This is a genomic window from Ramlibacter sp. (assembly GCF_029866045.1).
Taxonomy (GTDB): Bacteria; Pseudomonadota; Gammaproteobacteria; order Burkholderiales; family Burkholderiaceae_C; genus Ramlibacter.
The window spans coordinates 16,533-33,269 of the sequence record NZ_JARXAB010000162.1; the positions used below are offsets into that span (position 1 = coordinate 16,533).

The 16,737-nt window shown below is 66.2% G+C and carries 18 protein-coding genes; 7 read left to right on the forward strand and 11 right to left on the reverse strand.

Going from position 1 to position 16,737, the window contains the following annotated elements:
* Position 1: 1 nt before the first annotated feature.
* From QE494_RS16305 to QE494_RS16325, 5 genes are read right to left on the reverse strand one after another with little or no spacing between them, the layout of a single operon-like run.
* Positions 2-505 (reverse strand): hypothetical protein, encoded by a 504-nt coding sequence (locus QE494_RS16305; protein ID WP_300045009.1) that lies wholly within the window; start codon positions 503-505, stop codon positions 2-4.
* Positions 502-825, reverse strand: a complete 324-nt coding sequence (locus QE494_RS16310; RefSeq protein ID WP_300045011.1) for a septum formation initiator family protein — start codon at positions 823-825, stop codon at positions 502-504. Before QE494_RS16310 ends, QE494_RS16305 begins: the two co-directional genes overlap by 4 nt.
* Positions 826-881: 56 nt before the next feature.
* A complete protein-coding gene (eno, locus tag QE494_RS16315; RefSeq protein WP_300045014.1) occupies positions 882-2,165 on the reverse strand; it encodes a phosphopyruvate hydratase in 1,284 nt (427 codons plus the stop codon).
* Positions 2,166-2,218: 53 nt separating this feature from the next.
* Positions 2,219-3,073: a 3-deoxy-8-phosphooctulonate synthase gene (gene kdsA, locus QE494_RS16320; protein WP_300045016.1), complete on the reverse strand. Its 855-nt coding sequence runs from the start codon at positions 3,071-3,073 to the stop codon at positions 2,219-2,221.
* A gap of 25 nt (positions 3,074-3,098) precedes the next feature.
* Positions 3,099-4,769: a CTP synthase gene (locus QE494_RS16325; RefSeq protein WP_300045019.1), complete on the reverse strand. Its 1,671-nt coding sequence runs from the start codon at positions 4,767-4,769 to the stop codon at positions 3,099-3,101.
* Between the two features lie 118 nt (positions 4,770-4,887).
* Between QE494_RS16325 and coaBC the strand changes: the two genes are divergently transcribed.
* The 3 genes from coaBC to QE494_RS16340 all read left to right on the forward strand — a co-directional run bounded on the left by coaBC (position 4,888) and on the right by QE494_RS16340 (position 7,175).
* The gene (gene coaBC, locus QE494_RS16330; RefSeq protein WP_300045020.1) at positions 4,888-6,114 is read left to right on the forward strand and encodes a bifunctional phosphopantothenoylcysteine decarboxylase/phosphopantothenate--cysteine ligase CoaBC; all 1,227 of its coding nucleotides are present in this window, start codon (positions 4,888-4,890) and stop codon (positions 6,112-6,114) included.
* A complete protein-coding gene (gene dut / locus QE494_RS16335) occupies positions 6,111-6,557 on the forward strand; it encodes a dUTP diphosphatase (RefSeq protein WP_300045022.1) in 447 nt (148 codons plus the stop codon). Before coaBC ends, dut begins: the two co-directional genes overlap by 4 nt.
* Before the next feature lie 147 nt (positions 6,558-6,704).
* Positions 6,705-7,175, forward strand: a complete 471-nt coding sequence (locus QE494_RS16340; protein WP_300045024.1) for a glycine zipper 2TM domain-containing protein — start codon at positions 6,705-6,707, stop codon at positions 7,173-7,175.
* A gap of 86 nt (positions 7,176-7,261) precedes the next feature.
* Here QE494_RS16340 and QE494_RS16345 read toward each other — a convergent pair whose 3' ends face one another.
* The gene (locus tag QE494_RS16345) at positions 7,262-7,780 is read right to left on the reverse strand and encodes a peptidylprolyl isomerase (protein ID WP_300045027.1); all 519 of its coding nucleotides are present in this window, start codon (positions 7,778-7,780) and stop codon (positions 7,262-7,264) included.
* An 18-nt stretch (positions 7,781-7,798) separates the two neighbouring features.
* Between QE494_RS16345 and QE494_RS16350 the strand changes: the two genes are divergently transcribed.
* Positions 7,799-8,938, forward strand: coding sequence for a cupin domain-containing protein (locus QE494_RS16350; RefSeq protein WP_300045029.1), 1,140 nt, complete (start codon positions 7,799-7,801; stop codon positions 8,936-8,938).
* Positions 8,939-9,087: 149 nt separating this feature from the next.
* Positions 9,088-9,282, forward strand: coding sequence for a hypothetical protein (locus QE494_RS16355; RefSeq protein ID WP_300045032.1), 195 nt, complete (start codon positions 9,088-9,090; stop codon positions 9,280-9,282).
* A gap of 84 nt (positions 9,283-9,366) precedes the next feature.
* Here the strand turns inward: QE494_RS16355 and QE494_RS16360 are convergent, their stop codons facing one another.
* The 5 genes from QE494_RS16360 to QE494_RS16380 form a co-directional block, all read right to left on the reverse strand.
* Positions 9,367-10,143, reverse strand: coding sequence for an MBL fold metallo-hydrolase (locus QE494_RS16360; RefSeq protein WP_300045035.1), 777 nt, complete (start codon positions 10,141-10,143; stop codon positions 9,367-9,369).
* Between the two features lie 45 nt (positions 10,144-10,188).
* Positions 10,189-11,289 (reverse strand): outer membrane protein assembly factor BamC, encoded by a 1,101-nt coding sequence (gene bamC / locus QE494_RS16365; RefSeq protein ID WP_300045038.1) that lies wholly within the window; start codon positions 11,287-11,289, stop codon positions 10,189-10,191.
* Between the two features lie 44 nt (positions 11,290-11,333).
* Entirely contained in the window at positions 11,334-12,221 is an 888-nt protein-coding gene (gene dapA / locus QE494_RS16370; protein ID WP_300045041.1) for a 4-hydroxy-tetrahydrodipicolinate synthase, read from the reverse strand.
* A gap of 101 nt (positions 12,222-12,322) precedes the next feature.
* Positions 12,323-12,448 carry a hypothetical protein gene (locus QE494_RS16375; protein ID WP_300045043.1) on the reverse strand — a complete coding sequence of 42 codons (126 nt, stop codon included), beginning with the start codon at positions 12,446-12,448 and terminating at the stop codon, positions 12,323-12,325.
* Complete coding sequence (locus QE494_RS16380) at positions 12,445-13,686, reverse strand: MFS transporter (RefSeq protein WP_300045045.1); 1,242 nt, start codon at positions 13,684-13,686, stop codon at positions 12,445-12,447. Before QE494_RS16380 ends, QE494_RS16375 begins: the two co-directional genes overlap by 4 nt.
* A gap of 142 nt (positions 13,687-13,828) precedes the next feature.
* On the opposite strand from QE494_RS16380, the gene QE494_RS16385 reads away from it, so the two are divergent.
* Both QE494_RS16385 and QE494_RS16390 read left to right on the forward strand, forming a co-directional pair.
* Positions 13,829-15,796, forward strand: coding sequence for a DNA topoisomerase IV subunit B (locus QE494_RS16385; protein ID WP_300045047.1), 1,968 nt, complete (start codon positions 13,829-13,831; stop codon positions 15,794-15,796).
* 30 nt (positions 15,797-15,826) lie between these two features.
* A partial coding sequence (locus tag QE494_RS16390) for a lytic transglycosylase domain-containing protein (RefSeq protein ID WP_300045049.1) occupies positions 15,827-16,737 on the forward strand: 911 nt, incomplete at its 3' end.

Consider the following 16,737-nt stretch of genomic DNA (forward strand, 5'->3'; position numbering starts at 1 on the left):
CTCAGTCCCTCGCCAGTCCGGTGAAGAGCCGGTGCTCGCAAGCGGCGTCACCGCATTTGTCGCAGTTGGCGGCCAGCCGCTGCCAGCGGCCAGCCTCGGCCTCGCTCACAGCCGCCGTCCAGGCCCAGGGGGCCACCTCCGCCACCGCCTGCAGCGCATGGTGGCTGCGCTGCTCTCCCTGGCCGTAGACCACACGCCAGCCCACACCAGCGGCTTGCAGGGCCTGGCGCAGGCGGCGATCTTCAGCGGCTTGCTGGTCGGGAAGTGCGCCAGGCACGGGGAGGTCGAGGCCCGTGAGCAAAATCAGGTTGGGCGTCGGGGCGCGGATGTCCCACGTGGGAGAGCCGGCCATCAGGGGGCGGCCCTGCGAGGAGACCTCACCTTCGGCAATGAGAGGGGCAGGGCGGGTGCTCGCCAGTGCGGTCACCAGGTCGGCAACCAGTCGGGTGCGACCCGTGCGGGCTGCGCCGAACACCACAATGCAAAGGGGCGCGTGGTTGCTCAATTCGTGGGGCGGGAGGCCGCCGCGCCGCGGCCAGCCTGTCCAGCCGGCAGGGTGACCTGCACATAGACCTCATTGGGCTTGACCATGCCCAATTCAATGCGGGCCTTTTCCTCGACCATCTCCAGACCCTCGCGCAGATCGCGCACCTCGTTGGCCATCCGATCATTGGCTTGGCGGGCCAGCAGATTCGCTGTCTTCTGACCGTCGAGCTTGCGCACCATACCGGCCACGTCGCCAACGCTGCCACGGCCAAACCAGATCTGCGCGTGCAGCACGATCAGCAGCGCGATCAGCAGGCCGGGAACGATACGGGCGGTCATGGCTAGCGTGGAATGTAACCCGAAGTGATTGTCAGGTCGACCAGGGTAGGTAGGTCTCAGCGCAGGTTGTAGAAGGCGGCGCGCCCGGGGTAGCTGGCCACGTCGCCCAGGTCTTCTTCGATGCGCAGAAGCTGGTTGTACTTGGCCATGCGGTCCGAGCGCGAGAGCGAGCCGGTCTTGATTTGGCCGGCGTTGGTGCCCACCGCGATGTCGGCGATGGTGCTGTCCTCGGTTTCGCCCGAGCGGTGGCTGATCACGGCCGTGTAGTTGGCGCGCTTGGCCATCTCGATGGCGGCAAAGGTCTCGGTGAGCGTGCCGATCTGGTTGATCTTGATCAGGATCGAGTTGGCGATGCGCTTCTCGATGCCATCTTGCAGGATCTTGGTGTTGGTGACGAACAGGTCGTCGCCGACCAGTTGCACCTTCTTGCCCAGGCGCTCGGTGAGGGTCTTCCAGCCGTCCCAGTCGCCTTCGGCCATGCCGTCTTCGATGCTGATGATCGGATACTTGTCGGCCCAGGTGGCGAGGATGTCGGTCCACTCGGCAGCGGCGAGCACCTGACCCTCGGCCTCCACGTGGTACTTGCCTTCCTTGTAGAACTCGCTGGCGGCGCAGTCCAGACCCAGGGCGATGTCCTCACCGGGTCGGTAACCGGCTGCCTCGATGGCTTGCAGGATCATCTGCAGCGCGGCTTCGTGGTTGGCCACGTTGGGGGCGAAGCCACCCTCGTCAACGACGGCAACGCTCATGCCCTTGTCGTGGATGATTTTCTTCAGGGCGTGGAACACTTCGGCGCCCTGGCGCAGGGCCTCACGAAAGCTCGGCGCGCCCACCGGGATGATCATCAGCTCCTGCAGGTCCAGGTTGTTGTTGGCGTGTGCGCCGCCGTTGATCACGTTCATCATCGGCACTGGCATCTGCGTCGCGCTCATGCCACCGAAGTAGCGGTACAGGGGCAGGCCCGATTCCTCGGCCGCTGCACGGGCCACCGCCATCGAGACGGCCAGCATGGCGTTGGCGCCCAGGCGGCTCTTGTTCTCGGTGCCGTCCAGGTCGATCAGGGTCTTGTCCAGAAAGGCCTGCTCAGTGGCGTCCAGGCCCAGTACCGCCTCGGAGATTTCGGTGTTGACATGTTCCACCGCCTTGAGCACGCCCTTGCCCAGGTAGCGGGACTTGTCGCCATCACGCAGCTCGATGGCTTCGCGCGAGCCGGTGGAGGCGCCCGAGGGTACGGCGGCGCGGCCCATGGTGCCCGACTCGAGCAGCACGTCGCACTCGACGGTGGGGTTGCCGCGCGAATCGAGAATTTCGCGGCCGACAATGTCAACGATGGCACTCATGGGGAATCTTTCCGGGAAGTTTTGAAATATTGAAAAAGTGAGTGGAGGCCGCTTCAGTCGAAGTGGTTTTCCAGAAAGCCGTTTTTCTTGGTCACTGCATCGAGCGCCACCAAGGTTTCGAGCAAGGCCTTCATGTGTTGCAGGGGCACGGCGTTGGGGCCGTCGCACAAGGCGTTCGCGGGGTCTGGGTGCGTCTCCATGAACACACCGGCCACGCCGACCGCAATGGCCGCACGGGCCAGCACGGGGACGAACTCACGCGCGCCACCGCTGCTGGTGCCCAGGCCGCCAGGCAGCTGCACGCTGTGGGTGGCGTCAAACACCACCGGGGCCTCTGTGTCGCGCATGATGGCCAGTGAGCGCATATCGGATACAAGGTTGTTGTAGCCGAAGCTCACGCCGCGCTCGCAGGCCATGAACGCATCGGTGGGTAAGCCCGCTTCCTGCGCGGCGGCGCGGGCCTTGGCGATCACGTTCTTCATGTCGCCCGGGGCCATGAACTGGCCCTTTTTGATGTTCACCGGCTTGCCGCTGCGGGCCACCGCCTTGATGAAGTCGGTTTGCCGCGCCAGCAGGGCCGGGGTCTGTAGCACGTCGACCACCGCAGCCACCTGTACCACTTCGTCTTCGCGGTGGACGTCGGTCAGAACGGGCACGCCGATCTCCCGCCGTACCTTGGCCAGGATCTCCAGGCCCTTTTCCATGCCCAAGCCGCGAAAGCCGGTGTCGCTGGTCCGATTGGCCTTGTCAAAGCTGCTCTTGAAGATGAAGGGGATGCCCAGCGAGGCGGTGATTTCTTTGAGCTGCCCTGCGGTGTCCATCTGCAGCTGTTCGCTCTCAACCACGCAGGGACCGGCGATCAGGAAGAAGGGCCTGTCCAGACCGACGTCGAATCCGCAAAGTTTCATGACGGAAGGTGCTGCGCTTGCGGGATCAGGCCACGGCCTTGAGCTTGGCGCCCGAGCCCTGGTGGTCGACGGCTGCCCTGACGAAGGCGTTGAATAGCGGGTGACCGTCCCAGGGAGTGGACTTGAACTCGGGGTGGAACTGCACGCCCATGAACCAGGGGTGCTTGTCCTGGGGCAACTCGACGATCTCGGTGAGTTGCTCGCGCTGGGTGAGCGCGGAGATCACCAGGCCCGCCTGGCGCAGCGTGCCCAGGTAGTCGACGTTGGCCTCATAGCGGTGGCGGTGGCGCTCGGTGACCACGTCGCCGTAGATCTTGTGCGCCAGCGTGCCCTTGGCGACGTCCGAGCTTTGCGCGCCCAGGCGCATGGTGCCGCCCAGGTCAGAGTTGGCGCTGCGGGTCTTGACGGTGCCGTCGGCGTCTTTCCACTCGGTGATGAGGGCGATGACCGGGTGCGGCGACGCCGGCTCGAACTCGGTGCTGTTGGCATCTTCGAGCCCAGCCACATGGCGGGCGTACTCGATGGTGGCCACCTGCATGCCCAGGCAGATGCCCAGGTAAGGCATTTTGTTCTCGCGGGCGAAGCGGGCGGCGTTGATCTTGCCCTCGATGCCGCGCTTGCCGAAACCGCCTGGCACCAGGATGGCGTCGTACTTGGCGAGTTGCGGCACCTGGCTGCCGTCGGTGAGGGTCTCGGAGTCGAGGTACTCGATCTTGACCCGCACATGGTTCTTCATGCCGGCGTGGCGCAGCGCTTCGTTGAGGGACTTGTAGCTGTCCGACAGGTCGACATACTTGCCGACCATGGCGATGCTGACCTCGCCCTGCGGGTGCTCGGTCTCGTAGACCAGGTCGTCCCAGCGCTTGAGGCTGGCCGGCGGGGTGTTGAGGCGGAGTTTGTCGCAGATCAGGCCGTCGAGCCCCTGCTCGTGCAGCATGCGCGGCACCTTGTAGATGGTGTTCACGTCCCACATGGAGATCACGCCCCACTCGGGCACGTTGGTGAACAGGGAAATCTTGCTGCGCTCCTCGTCGGGAATGGCCCGGTCGGCGCGGCACAGGAGCGCGTCGGCCTGGATGCCGATCTCGCGCAGCTTTTGCACCGTGTGCTGGGTGGGCTTGGTTTTCAGCTCGCCGGCCGCGGCGATCCAGGGCACATAGGTGAGGTGGACGAAAGCGGTGTTATTCGGACCCATGCGCAGGCTCATCTGGCGCACCGCCTCGAGGAAGGGCAGGGACTCGATGTCGCCCACGGTGCCGCCGATCTCGACGATGGCGACGTCGGCCGCCTCCGGGGTGTCCATTCGCGCCCCGCGCTTGATGTACTCCTGGATCTCGTTGGTCACATGCGGAATGACCTGCACCGTCTTGCCCAGGTAGTCGCCGCGGCGCTCTTTCTCGAGCACGCTCTGGTAGATGCGCCCGGTGGTGAAGTTGTTCACCTTGCCCATGCGGGTGGTGACGAAGCGCTCGTAATGGCCCAGGTCGAGGTCGGTCTCAGCGCCGTCGTCGGTGACGAACACTTCACCGTGCTGGAAGGGAGACATGGTGCCCGGATCGACGTTGATGTACGGATCGAGCTTGATGAGGGTGACTTTGAGGCCCCGCGATTCGAGGATCGCGGCGAGGGAGGCTGAGGCGATTCCCTTGCCCAGGGAGGACACCACACCGCCGGTGACGAAGACGAATTTGGTCATGTCAAGTCGGAAGGCCGGCTTCCGATGGGAGGTGGTAATGCGAGATTATAGGCAGCCGGGGCGGGCTGTTTCGGCCACCGTTCAACCGAGCAGCCCGCAGGCCCTACACTTGCTCGCCATGAGCGAATTAGCTGGCAAACACATTGTCCTGGGGCTTACCGGCGGCATTGCCTGTTACAAGGCAGCCGAGTTGTGCCGCGGTCTGGTCAAACAGGGCGCCACGGTGCAGGTGGTCATGACAGAGGCCGCCGCGCAGTTCATCACGCCGGTGACCCTGCAGGCGCTTTCCGGTCGCCCGGTCTACACCTCGCAGTGGGACGCCCGTGAGGGCAACAACATGGCCCACATCAACCTCTCGCGCGAGGCCGACGCCATCCTGATTGCTCCTTGTAGTGCCGACTTTGTTGCCAAGTTGTTGCACGGCGGCGCCGACGAACTGCTTTCCCTGATGTGCCTGGCCCGGCCGATCGAGCGGGTACCGCTCTTGGTGGCGCCCGCCATGAACCGCGAAATGTGGACCCACCCCGCCACCCGGCGCAACTTTGCCCAGCTCGAAGCCGACGGTTCCACCGTGCTGGGTGTGGGCAGCGGTGACCAGGCCTGCGGCGAGACCGGCGACGGCCGAATGCTCGAGCCCGACGAGATCACGCAGGAACTCATCGCCTTCTTCCAGCCCAAGCCCTTGGCGGGCCGACGTGTGCTTGTTTCGGCCGGCCCCACCTTCGAGGCGCTCGATCCGGTGCGCGGCATCACCAACCTGTCCTCGGGCAAGATGGGTTTTGCCATTGCCCGCGCCGCGCGCGAGGCGGGTGCCGAAGTCACGGTGGTGTCGGGCCCGGTGCATTTGCCAACCCCACGTGGCGTGGCCCGGGTCGATGTGCGCTCGGCGCTGGAGATGCACGCGGCTTGCATGCGCGAGGCCGAGATGGCCGACGTTTTTGTGGCGACCGCCGCAGTGGCCGACTGGCGGCCTGCCGCCGCGGCCGACCACAAGATCAAGAAGGACGGCTCAGGCCAGCCGCCCGCCCTGTTTTTCGTTGAGAACCCCGACATCTTGGCCGACATCGCCCAGGGCCCGCGGGCCCGGTCTGGCGCGCTGTTCTGTGTGGGTTTTGCCGCCGAGAGCCATGACCTGCTGGCCCACGCTCAGGCCAAACGCGTACGCAAGGGCGTGCCGCTGCTGGTGGGCAATATTGGCCCCGCGACCTTCGGCCAAGACGACAACCAGTTGCTGCTGGTCGATCAAGCCGGCAGCCGCGAGCTGCCCCGCGCCTCCAAACTGGCGCTCGCGCGCCAGCTGGTGGCCGAGATCGGCCAGCGCCTGCCCAAGAAAGTCACCCCATGAAAGTTGATGTCAAGATCCTCGATCCCCGTCTGGGGGACCAGATGCCCAGCTACGCCACACCTGGCAGCGCCGGGCTGGACCTGCGCGCTTGTTTGGAAGCGCCGCTGACTTTGGCACCCAATCAGTGGCAGCTGGTGCCCACCGGCCTGGCCCTGTGGCTGAAAGACCCCTCGTATGCGGCCCTGATCCTTCCGCGCTCTGGCCTGGGCCACAAGCACGGCATCGTGCTGGGCAATTTGGTGGGCTTGATCGACAGCGACTACCAGGGGCAGCTGATGGTCAGTTGCTGGAACCGAAGCCCGACCGAGTTCACTTTGCAGCCGATGGAGCGGTTGGCGCAGCTGGTCATCGTGCCGGTGGTACAGGCGCAGTTCAATGTGGTCGGCGAATTTCCCGCCACCGAGCGCGGCGAGGGCGGCTACGGCTCGACCGGCAAGGCCTGAGCGGCGCCGGGGCGCGCCTTCACAGGGTGTCGGCGCGGCATCCAGAGCGCCTCATCACGACGTCTGACAGCGACTCGCGTTGCACGATGACAGGCGCGCGCCTCAATCTCCCCTTCAATGGTCGGGATTCCCATCCAGGAGATTCCCATGCGCCATTTCATTCCTGTTCCGATCGTGGCTGCCGCCCTGCTGGCCACCGGCTGCGCCAACTACCCGCCCATGGGAGGTCAGTCGCCTGCCACCACCGTCTCCACAAATTCACCCAGCCTGGTTTACGGACGCGTGGCCAGTATTGAGTACGTGCCCCCGGGTACGCAGACCTCGCGTAACGCCAACATCATCGGTGCCGTCGTCGGCGGGGTGGCGGGCGCGGCTCTGGGGCACACCATCGGTGGCGGCAGTGGCCGTGACGTGGCCACGGTGCTCGGTGGCGTGGCCGGAGCCGCGGTGGGCAGCCAGGTGGGCCGCAATGCGTCAGGCACCACCACCACGCCCTCCTACCGGGTCTCGGTGCAGTCGGACCAGGGCGGTGTCTACACCTACGAGGTGGCCACGGCCGGCGAGCTCAGAGTGGGCGACCGGGTACAGGTCGAGAACAACGTGATCCACCGCCGCTGAAGGCGATCCCGCGGTCTTGGTGAAGGCGGTGTCTGGGGGCGCGCCTGTGTGGAGACTGGCGCGACGGTCACGTCAACCCGCCAGAGTCAGTGAAGGCTGCTGCTCCCGGGGGCCTGTGGCTGAACCCGGAAGAAGCCCGCGCCGGCGCTGCCTCGGCCGATTTCCTCCTCGGTCGCTTCGCGCACGGCTTCGACCTTGAGCGACAGGCGCAGCGCAATGCCCGCCAAGGGGTGGTTGGCATCGAGCACCACATGCTCGGGGTAAATCTCGGTGACGGTGTAGAGCGCGTCCCGGGCCGCCTCGTCGCTGGCGCCTTCGGGCAACTGCTCGAAGGTCATGCCTTCTTCCAGTGCGTCCGGGAAAATGGCGCGCGGCTCCAGAAAGACGAGGTTCTCGTCGTAGTCGCCAAAGGCCTCTTCGGGCTCGAGGTGCAGGTCGATGCGATCGCCTTTTTCGTGGCCTTGCAGGGCCTCCTCGATCTTGGCCAGGAGGTCTTCACCGCCGACCAGAAACTCGACCGGCTCGTCCAGGGTGTCCAGGGTCTCGCCCAGGGTGTCCTTGAGGACCCAGGTCAGGGCGACGATGCATTGTTGCGAGATTTCCATAGAGGAGAATTGTCGCCCATGGAAATCGATCAGCCCCTGGCCCTTCTCGGCGGCCTCACCCCGCAGCAGTTCATGAAACGCCATTGGCAGCGCAAGCCCTTGTTGGTGCGCGGCGCAGTTCCCGGCATGACGCCCCTGGTGGCGACCGAGCGCCTGTTCGACTTGGCCGGACGCGAAGAGGTCGAGTCCCGTCTGGTGATCCAGCAAGCCGGCGGCCGCTGGCAAATGAGGCGCGGCCCCTTCGCTCGCAGCGCCATCCCTTCGGCGCGCCGCAAGGGCTGGACGCTGCTGGCCCAGGGGATGGACCTGCACGATGCGGGCGTGCATGCCTTGCTGCAGCAGTTTCGATTCATTCCCGAGGCCCGGCTCGACGACCTGATGATCAGCCACGCCACCGACGGCGGCGGGGTGGGGCCGCATTTCGACAGCTACGATGTTTTTCTGCTGCAGGCCCACGGCCGCCGCCGCTGGCGCATCGGCCGCGGCCGCGACCTGTCGCTACAGCCGAACGTGCCGCTCAAGATCCTGGCCCATTTCGAGCCCGAGGAGGAGTACCTGCTCGAGCCGGGTGACATGCTGTACCTGCCCCCCCGCTGGGCGCATGAGGGCATTGCGTCCGGGGAATGCCAGACCTACTCGATCGGCTTTCGCGCGCCGCAGCGCGGTGAGCTCGCGCGGGAGTTGCTGCAGCGCGTGGCCGAAGCGTCCGGCGAGGAGCTGGCGGGCCGGATGTACCGTGACCCGGGCCAGCCGGCCGTTGACGCGTCGGCGGCTATTCCAGCCTCGCTGCAGGACTTCGCCCACGAGGCGGTGAGCGCGGCGCTGCGCCAGCCCCGGGCGATCGAACAGGCGCTTGGCGAGTACCTCACCGAGCCCAAGGCCCAGGTCTGGTTCGAATCCTGCCGGATCCCGAGCCGCGCCCGCCTGTTGCGCGGTGTGCGGCTCGATATCCGCTCGCGAATGCTCTACGACGAGGGGGCGATTTACCTCAACGGCGAGAGCTGGCGCGCTGGCGGCGCAGACGCCCGCCTGATGCGGCGTCTCGCGGACGCCCGTGCCCTCGGCGCTCGCGGCCTGGCGCGTGCCAGCCCCGAGGCCCTGGCCTTGTTCGCCGACTGGTGCGCCGCGGGCTGGTTGGTCCTGGACTCCTCGGATTGACCTGTGCCAAAACGCCTAAGGGTTAGGCCCTATAATCTTGGGCTGAACAGGAAGAGCTCGAGTCCTTCCTGTTCTTCTGTCCCCGGGCCCTCTGTGTGTACGGGGACGAATTTTTCGGAAAATTTTCCATCTCCAAAAAAGGAACTGAAATGAAGAAAACCGTCGCCCTGGCCGCCCTGTTCGCCGCCGTCGCCCTGTCTGCTTGCGGCAAGAAGCCGGAAGCCCCCGCACCCGCTCCGGCTCCCGCCGCTGCCCCCGCTCCGGCTCCTGCTGCCGATGCCTCCGCTGCTGCTCCGGCCGCCTCTGGCGCCGCTGCTCCGGCCGCTTCCGCTGCTTCCAAGTAATCGACCCCTCGATTACCGGATTGAAAAAGCCGCCTTCGGGCGGCTTTTTCTTGGGCGCCTCAAAGCGTGCGCTGGTGAATTCATTCAGGCCCGCAGCCAGGGCGTGCCGGTCTCCTGGTCTGCCACATGGACGTCCTGTGGCCCACAGCCCAGGGCCTGCGCCATGACCTGCCGGGCCAAGTCGGGTCGGTTGTTCTGGCGGCTGAGGTGCGCTGCCACCACCTGCCGCAGCCCGCGCGGCAGCCAGGCGCGCGCCGCCTCGGCAGCAGCCGCATTGGCCAGGTGACCGAAGTCGCCGCCCACCCGCTTTTTCAGGAAAAAGGGGTAGGGGCCTTCTGCCAGCATCTCGGCGTCGTGGTTGCACTCGAGCATCAGGGTCCCGCAGCCGGCCAGCGCCTCAATGACATCCGGCGGGACATGACCCAGGTCGGTGAGGATGCCCAAGTGCGCATCGCCGTCGGTGCAGCGCAGCTGCAAGGGCTCACCGGCGTCGTGGGGAACCTCGAAGGGGTGCAGTTGCAGCGCCCCCAGATCAATGGGCTGTTCGTGGGCGGCGATCCGCAGCAGGTCGTCGAAGTCGCCGTCGCGCAGCCCGCGATGGGTGCCTTCACTCATCCAGATCGGGATGCGGTGCCTGCGCGCCAGGCTGCGCGCGCAGCCGATGTGATCGGAATGCTCATGGGTGATGAAGATGGCGTCCAAGTCGGATAGCAGCACGCCGGCTTCGGCAGCCCTTCGCTCTAGGGTGCGGATGCCCAGCCCGCAGTCGACCAGCAGCGTGGTGGATTGACTGCCGCTGAGGGCGTGCACCAGGGTGGCGTTGCCTGAGCTGCCCGATCCCAGGTTCTTGAAGCGCAGCACGCGAAGACGGTAAAGGGCGCTGACAGCCGCCGGGATGCGGTTGGCTTATTTCAGGTCGTTCGCCAGCAACTGCACGATGCGCTTGGCCGCCGCAGAGGCGTCGGGGCGGCCCTCGGCATTGAGCACCGAGACGAAAGTGACCTGGCCTTCGCTGCGCAGAACGATGCGGTACTTGACCGGGGCTGTGCCCTTGTCCGAGCCCGGCAGCAGCCGGGCGAGGAAGCCCTCGCTCTTGCGTTCAGCGACTGGCGGGACATAGCGAACGAAGTAGATGCCCTGGGCGCGGTCCCGGTCTTCCACAGTGAACCCGCTCCGGTCCAGCGAGAGTCCCACGCGCCGCCAGGCACGGTCAAAAGACTCGTCTATCTCTACCACCGGAATCTCGCCGACCTGTGCGGCGCGGGCAGACGGCCTGGCTGGTGGCGCACTGGCGACGGCCTTGGCCTGCTCGGCAGATACGCCCAGCTTGACCATCAGGCGCCGGAGGAATTCGGCTTCCAGCTCGGGGTCCGAGGCGCGGGGTTGCCAGGTGGTCCGGTCTTTGTTGGCGCTGGTGTAGACCTCCTCGAGGCCTCGATGGGAGATGTAGACCTCGGTCACGCCGTCGGCCCGCCGCTCCAGGCGGGTGCGGAAGCGGTCTCGCTCCGAGGTGGAGTACAGCCCGTCAAAGACTTTGCCGATGGTGCTTCGGATGATGTCGTTCGGGATCTTGGCGCGGTTTTCGGCCCATTCGGTTTCCATGATGCCCAGGTTCTGCTGGTCCATGCTGAGCACGAAGCCGTTTTCCCTCCAGAAATCCTTGACTGGCGCCCACAGCTGCTCGGGTTGCCGGGCAACCACGAGCCAGCGCTGGTTGCCCGAGCGCTCGACCCGCACATCTCCCACGGCAGCAGGAGCGGTCGTTGTACCGTCGGGAGAGCGTCCCCGCTGCTCGTTGGCCGAGACGCTAGCAGCGCCTGGCAAGGCGTAGCGGCTGTCGCGGGCCAGCTGGGTCAGGTCAGGCGGCACCTCGAGGTTCGGCGCCTTGGTGGCGCTTCGGTAGTCGATCTTGCCGCCGTCCTCGATGGTGGAGCAGGCGGTGAGCACCAAGCAAAGGGCTGCCGACAGGGCCGTCAGCGATAGCCGGAGGCTGGTTTGAATTTGCATGGGGGAGGCTCCTGCAGCCAGCGGAGAAAAAGAAAGGGGGCGGTTCACGACAGCAGGCCGGCGGCCGCGAGTGCGGCCTCAACGACGGGGTGCTGGGCCGGCGACAAAGGGGTGAGCGGCAGGCGAAGGGTGCCGCCGCACAGGCCCATGCGTGCTGCAGCCCACTTGACCGGGATCGGGTTGGCCTCGACGAAGAGGTGGCGGTGCACCGGCATCAGCTTGCGCTGGATTTCCATTGCCCGCTCACGCTGACCCGCGATAGCGGCTTTGCACAGCTCGCTCATCAGCCGCGGGGCGATGTTGGCGGTGACGCTCACGTTGCCGTGGCCGCCGCAGAGCATTAGTGCGACGGCTGTCGGGTCATCACCCGAGAGGATGGAGAAGCCTGGACGCGCGTCCCGGATCAGCCATTGGGCACGCTCGAGGTTGGCAGTGGCCTCCTTGATGCCGACGATGCCGGGCACCTCGGACAGGCGCAGCACTGTCTCGTGCTGCATATCTGCCACGGTACGGCCGGGAACGTTGTAGAGCACGATGGGCAGGTCGCCGGTGGCCTCTGCGATGGCCTTGAAGTGCTGGAACTGCCCCTCTTGGGTGGGCTTGTTGTAGTAGGGGACGACCTGCAGCTGGGAGTTGGCGCCGACCTCGCGGGCGTACTTGGCCAGCGCAATGGCTTCGGCGGTGGAGTTGGCGCCGCAGCCGGCCATGATGGGCACCCGGCCAGCCGCGTGCTCGACCGACACACGGATGATCTCGCGGTGCTCCTCGACAGTGACCGTTGGCGATTCGCCCGTCGTGCCGACGACGACGATGCAATTCGTGCCCTCTGCAATGTGCCAGTCGATCAACTTGCGAAGCCCGGGGTAGTCCACACGGCCGTCTTCGAGCATGGGGGTGAGCAGGGCGACGAGGCTGCCGGTGATCGCTGTCATGGGGGGCTCTTCAAAAGTAATCCGGGCATTCTAGCCAGAGGCGAGTCTCCATCCTGCCGTCTTTACCGCTGATGCCGGTATGGCCAAAGGCTGCAAGGTGATCAGTTGAAACAGGCCCAGACCAGCTCGGACAGGGCCACCAGCATGGTCGGTTGCAGGTAAAGCGCAAACACCCCGGCCAGCGCGGCCAGCGCCACGGCCCAGCCCAGAATCCGGGCGGCGCTCATGCGGCCTGGCCGGTGGCGAGCGCGGCCCCCATCGGTTTCCGAACGATGGGCGCCTCCCGCACCGGCAGGTTCAGACCGGCCGCCACCACGCCCAGGGCGATGGCGATGTACCAGACCAGGTCATAGCTGCCCGTATGGTCATAGAGGTAACCGCCCAGCCAGACGCCCATGAAGGAGCCCAGCTGGTGGTTGAAAAAGGCGATGCCGCCCAGCATGGATAGGTGTGACACACCAAAAATCTGGGCCACCGTAGCACTCGTGGGCGGAACGGTGGACAGCCACAGCAGTCCCATGACCGCCGAGAACAGGTAGACCGACATCGGCGACAGCGGCGCCCACAGGAACACCGTAATGACCACCGACCGAGCGAAATAGATGAACGCCAGGATCTTGCGCTTGGCCAATTTTTGGCCCAGGGCACCCGCGATGTAGGTGCCAACGACATTGAACAGTCCAATCAGCGCCAGCGCGTAGCTGGCCACCTCGGGAGACAGGCCCTTGTCCTTCAGAAAGCTGGGCATGTGCACGCCGATGAATACCACCTGGAAGCCACAGACGAAATAGCCCGCCACCAGCAGAATGAAGCTGGGGTAACGCATGGCCTCGCGCAGTGCCTGCGCCACGGTCTGCTCCCGCACGGGGGTCGCGCCACCGGCGAAACCCGGTTCGCGCAGGCCTAGGGCCAGCGGTCCGATCAGAAGCGTGGCGGCGGCCAGCACCAGCAGGGCCTGCTGCCAGCCCATGGACGCAATCAGGAAACCCTCGACCGGCACCATCAGGAATTGGCCAAAAGCCCCCGCTGCCGCGGCCGTGCCCATTGCCCAGGAGCGCTTGGCCGGGTCGACCTGACGGCCGATCACGCCATAGATGACGGCGTAGGTCGTGCCGGACTGGGCCAGGCCAATCACCACGCCGGAGGTCAGGGTGAAGACCAGCGTGTTGGTGGACAGGGCCATTCCTACCAAGCCCAGGGCGTAGAGGGCGCCGCCGCCCACCAGAACCTTGAAGGCGCCGAATCGGTCAGCCAGCATGCCGGCGCCGATGCCCGCGATGCCCCAGGCCAGATTCTGAATTCCCATGGCGAAGGCGAAGTTCTCCCGGGTCCAGCCCTGGACCTGGGTGATCGGCTGCAGCCACAGTCCAAAGCCGTGGCGCACGCCCATGGAGAGGGTGACGATGAGGGCACCGCAAGCGAGCACCTGAAAAAGGGAGAGCTTGGGCGGTGAATTCGGGGCCATTCCCGGACTGTAACGAACCGCGGCGACTGGCCCTGTCGCCTCAGCGCCCGCGCCCTTGGCAGCCCCTTTTGCCTGCAAATTCCAAGCGGGGCTGTGGATTCATACAGATATTTGCCCCGTCTTGCTTACAATGCGGCCACCCATGGCAAGCAAACCCACGCCCGACTATTCCGAAGCTTCGATCCGCGTGCTCAAGGGCCTTGAGCCCGTGAAGCAGCGGCCTGGCATGTACACCCGCACCGACAACCCCCTGCATATCGTGCAGGAGGTGCTCGACAACGCCGCCGACGAGGCGCTGGCCGGCCACGGCAAGCGCATCAAGGTCACCTTGCACGCCGACGGCTCGGTGAGCGTGGACGACGATGGCCGCGGCATTCCTTTCGGTCTGCACCCAGAAGAGGGCGCGTCGGTGATCGAACTGGTGTTCACCCGACTGCATGCCGGCGGCAAGTTCGACAAGGGCAAGGGCGGCGCCTACAGCTTCTCCGGCGGCCTGCACGGCGTGGGCGTGTCCGTCACCAACGCGCTGGCCAAGCGCCTGGAGGCCGTCTCCCACAGGGAGGGTCAGGTGGCGCGCCTGGTGTTCGAGGGCGGCGACGTCACCGAGGCCCTGCAACTGCGCAAGGCCGGCGAGGGCGACCGCAGGCAGGGCACCAGCGTGCGGGTGTGGCCCGACGCCAAGTACTTCGAGTCCTCCCAGCTTCCGATTCCCGAGTTGGTGCACCTGCTGCGTAGTAAGGCGGTGCTCATGCCCGGCGTTGCGGTGTCGCTGGTCAACGAAAAGACCAAGGAAACCCAGAGCTGGCAGTACAAGGGCGGCCTGCGCGACTACCTGATGCAGACGCTCAGCGCCGACCCGGTCATTCCGCTGTTTGACGGCGAGGGCTATGCCGACAGCAACGACAACTTCGCCGAGGGCGAGGGCGCGCAGTGGTGCGTGGCCTTCACCGAGGACGGCGCCCCGGTGCGCGAGAGCTATGTCAACCTTATTCCCACCAGCGCCGGCGGCACGCACGACAGCGGCCTACGCGACGGCTTGTTCACTGCGGTCAAGAGCTTCATTGATCTGCACGCCCTGCTGCCCAAGGGGGTGAAGCTGATGCCCGAGGACGTGTTCGCCCGGGCCTCCTATGTGCTTTCCGCCAAGGTGCTGGACCCGCAGTTCCAGGGCCAGATCAAGGAGCGTCTGAACTCCCGCGACGCGGTGCGCCTGGTCTCCAGCTTTGTGCGGCCGGCTCTCGAGCTGTGGCTGAACCAGCATGTCGAATACGGCAAGAAGCTGGCCGAATTGGCCATCAAGGCAGCCCAGACCCGCCAGCGGGCCGGGCAGAAAGTTGAAAAGCGCAAGGGATCGGGCGTGGCGGTCCTGCCCGGCAAGCTCACCGACTGCGAAAGCCGCGACACCCTGCACAACGAGGTGTTCCTGGTCGAGGGCGACTCCGCCGGCGGCAGCGCCAAGATGGGTCGCAACAAGGAGACCCAGGCGGTGCTGCCCCTGCGCGGCAAGGTGCTCAATACCTGGGAGGTCGAGCGGGATCGCTTGTTTGCCAACACCGAGATCCACGACATCTCGGTGGCCATTGGCGTCGACCCACATGGGCCCCAGGACACGCCCGACCTTTCCGGCCTTCGCTACGGCAAGATCTGCATCCTCTCCGACGCGGATGTGGACGGCTCGCACATTCAGGTGCTGCTGCTCACGCTTTTCTTCCGCCATTTCCCCAAGCTGATCGACTCTGGCAATGTGTTCGTGGCGCGCCCACCGCTGTTTCGCGTGGACGCGCCGGCTCGCGGCAAGAAGCCTGCCTCCAAGGCCTATGCCCTCGACGAGGGCGAGCTCACGGCCATCCTCGACAAGCTGCGCAAGGAGGGCGTGCGTGAGAGCGCCTGGTCCATCAGCCGCTTCAAGGGCTTGGGCGAAATGAGCGCCGAGCAGCTGTGGGAGACCACGCTCAACCCGGACACCCGGCGCCTCTTGCCGGTGCGCCTGGGCGCCTTCGACTTCACGGGCACCGAGCAGCTGATCACCAAGCTCATGGGTAAGGGCGAGGCCGCGGCCCGCCGCGAGCTGATGGAGTTGCACGGCGACTCGGTCGAAGTCGATATCTAGTTGCCGCCAGAGCATCGCCGAGTCCACCCTATGCGCCTGACCTTGTTGTTGCCCGCCTGCCGCCTCTGTCGGCGCCTGGGTTTGGCGTCAGTGGTGGCGGCCGCAGGCTGGTTTGTGGCGCCAGCCGCCCATGCGGATATCTGGGCCTACGTCGATGCGCGGGGCATCCTGCATTTCGCTTCAGAGAAGCTCGACGATCGCTACGAGTTGTTCCTTCGCGGGGGCATGACGGCCAAACCTCAGTCCGATGGGGCTGAAGCGGCCAGCATCCCTCTGCCGGACAACGCTGCCACGGCGCCTGCGGCCGGGGGGCTCCCGTCGGCATCCGGCGCCGCCAGCTGGGGCTCCTCACCGCAGGCCTTGCGGCTGGCCACCTACATCGAGGGCACCGCCGGTTACCAACTGGCGCGTCCCCTGATCCGGGAGGCGGCCCTCACCCACCGCATCGACGAGGAATTGCTCAAGGCGTTGATCGCCGCCGAGTCGGGCTTTGATCCCCAGGCGGTCTCGCCCAAGGGCGCCATCGGCCTCATGCAGGTCATGCCCGCCACTGCGGCGCGCTTTGGGGTGAGCGGTGATGCCCGCCAGCCGATCGAGCGCAAGCTCGCCGAGCCGCACACCAACATCCGCACGGGTGCCCGTTACCTGCGCTTCCTGCTCAATTTGTTCCCGCAACAACTGGAGCTGGCCCTGGCCGCCTACAACGCCGGCGAGGGCGCGGTGCAGCGCGCCGGCAACCGCATTCCCAACATCAAGGAAACCCAGAACTACGTGCGCACGGTGATGCAGCTGTACGCACTCCGCAAGCCGCCGCCGCCGCCGCCGCCGCGCCCGGTGGCTGCGACGGGCGCCTCGCCCGCAGCGCCCACCCTGCCTGCGGCGCCGGTGCGCACGGCCCTGCCCGGCACCGTGCCTGGGCGCTCCAGCATGCCGCCTTCGCT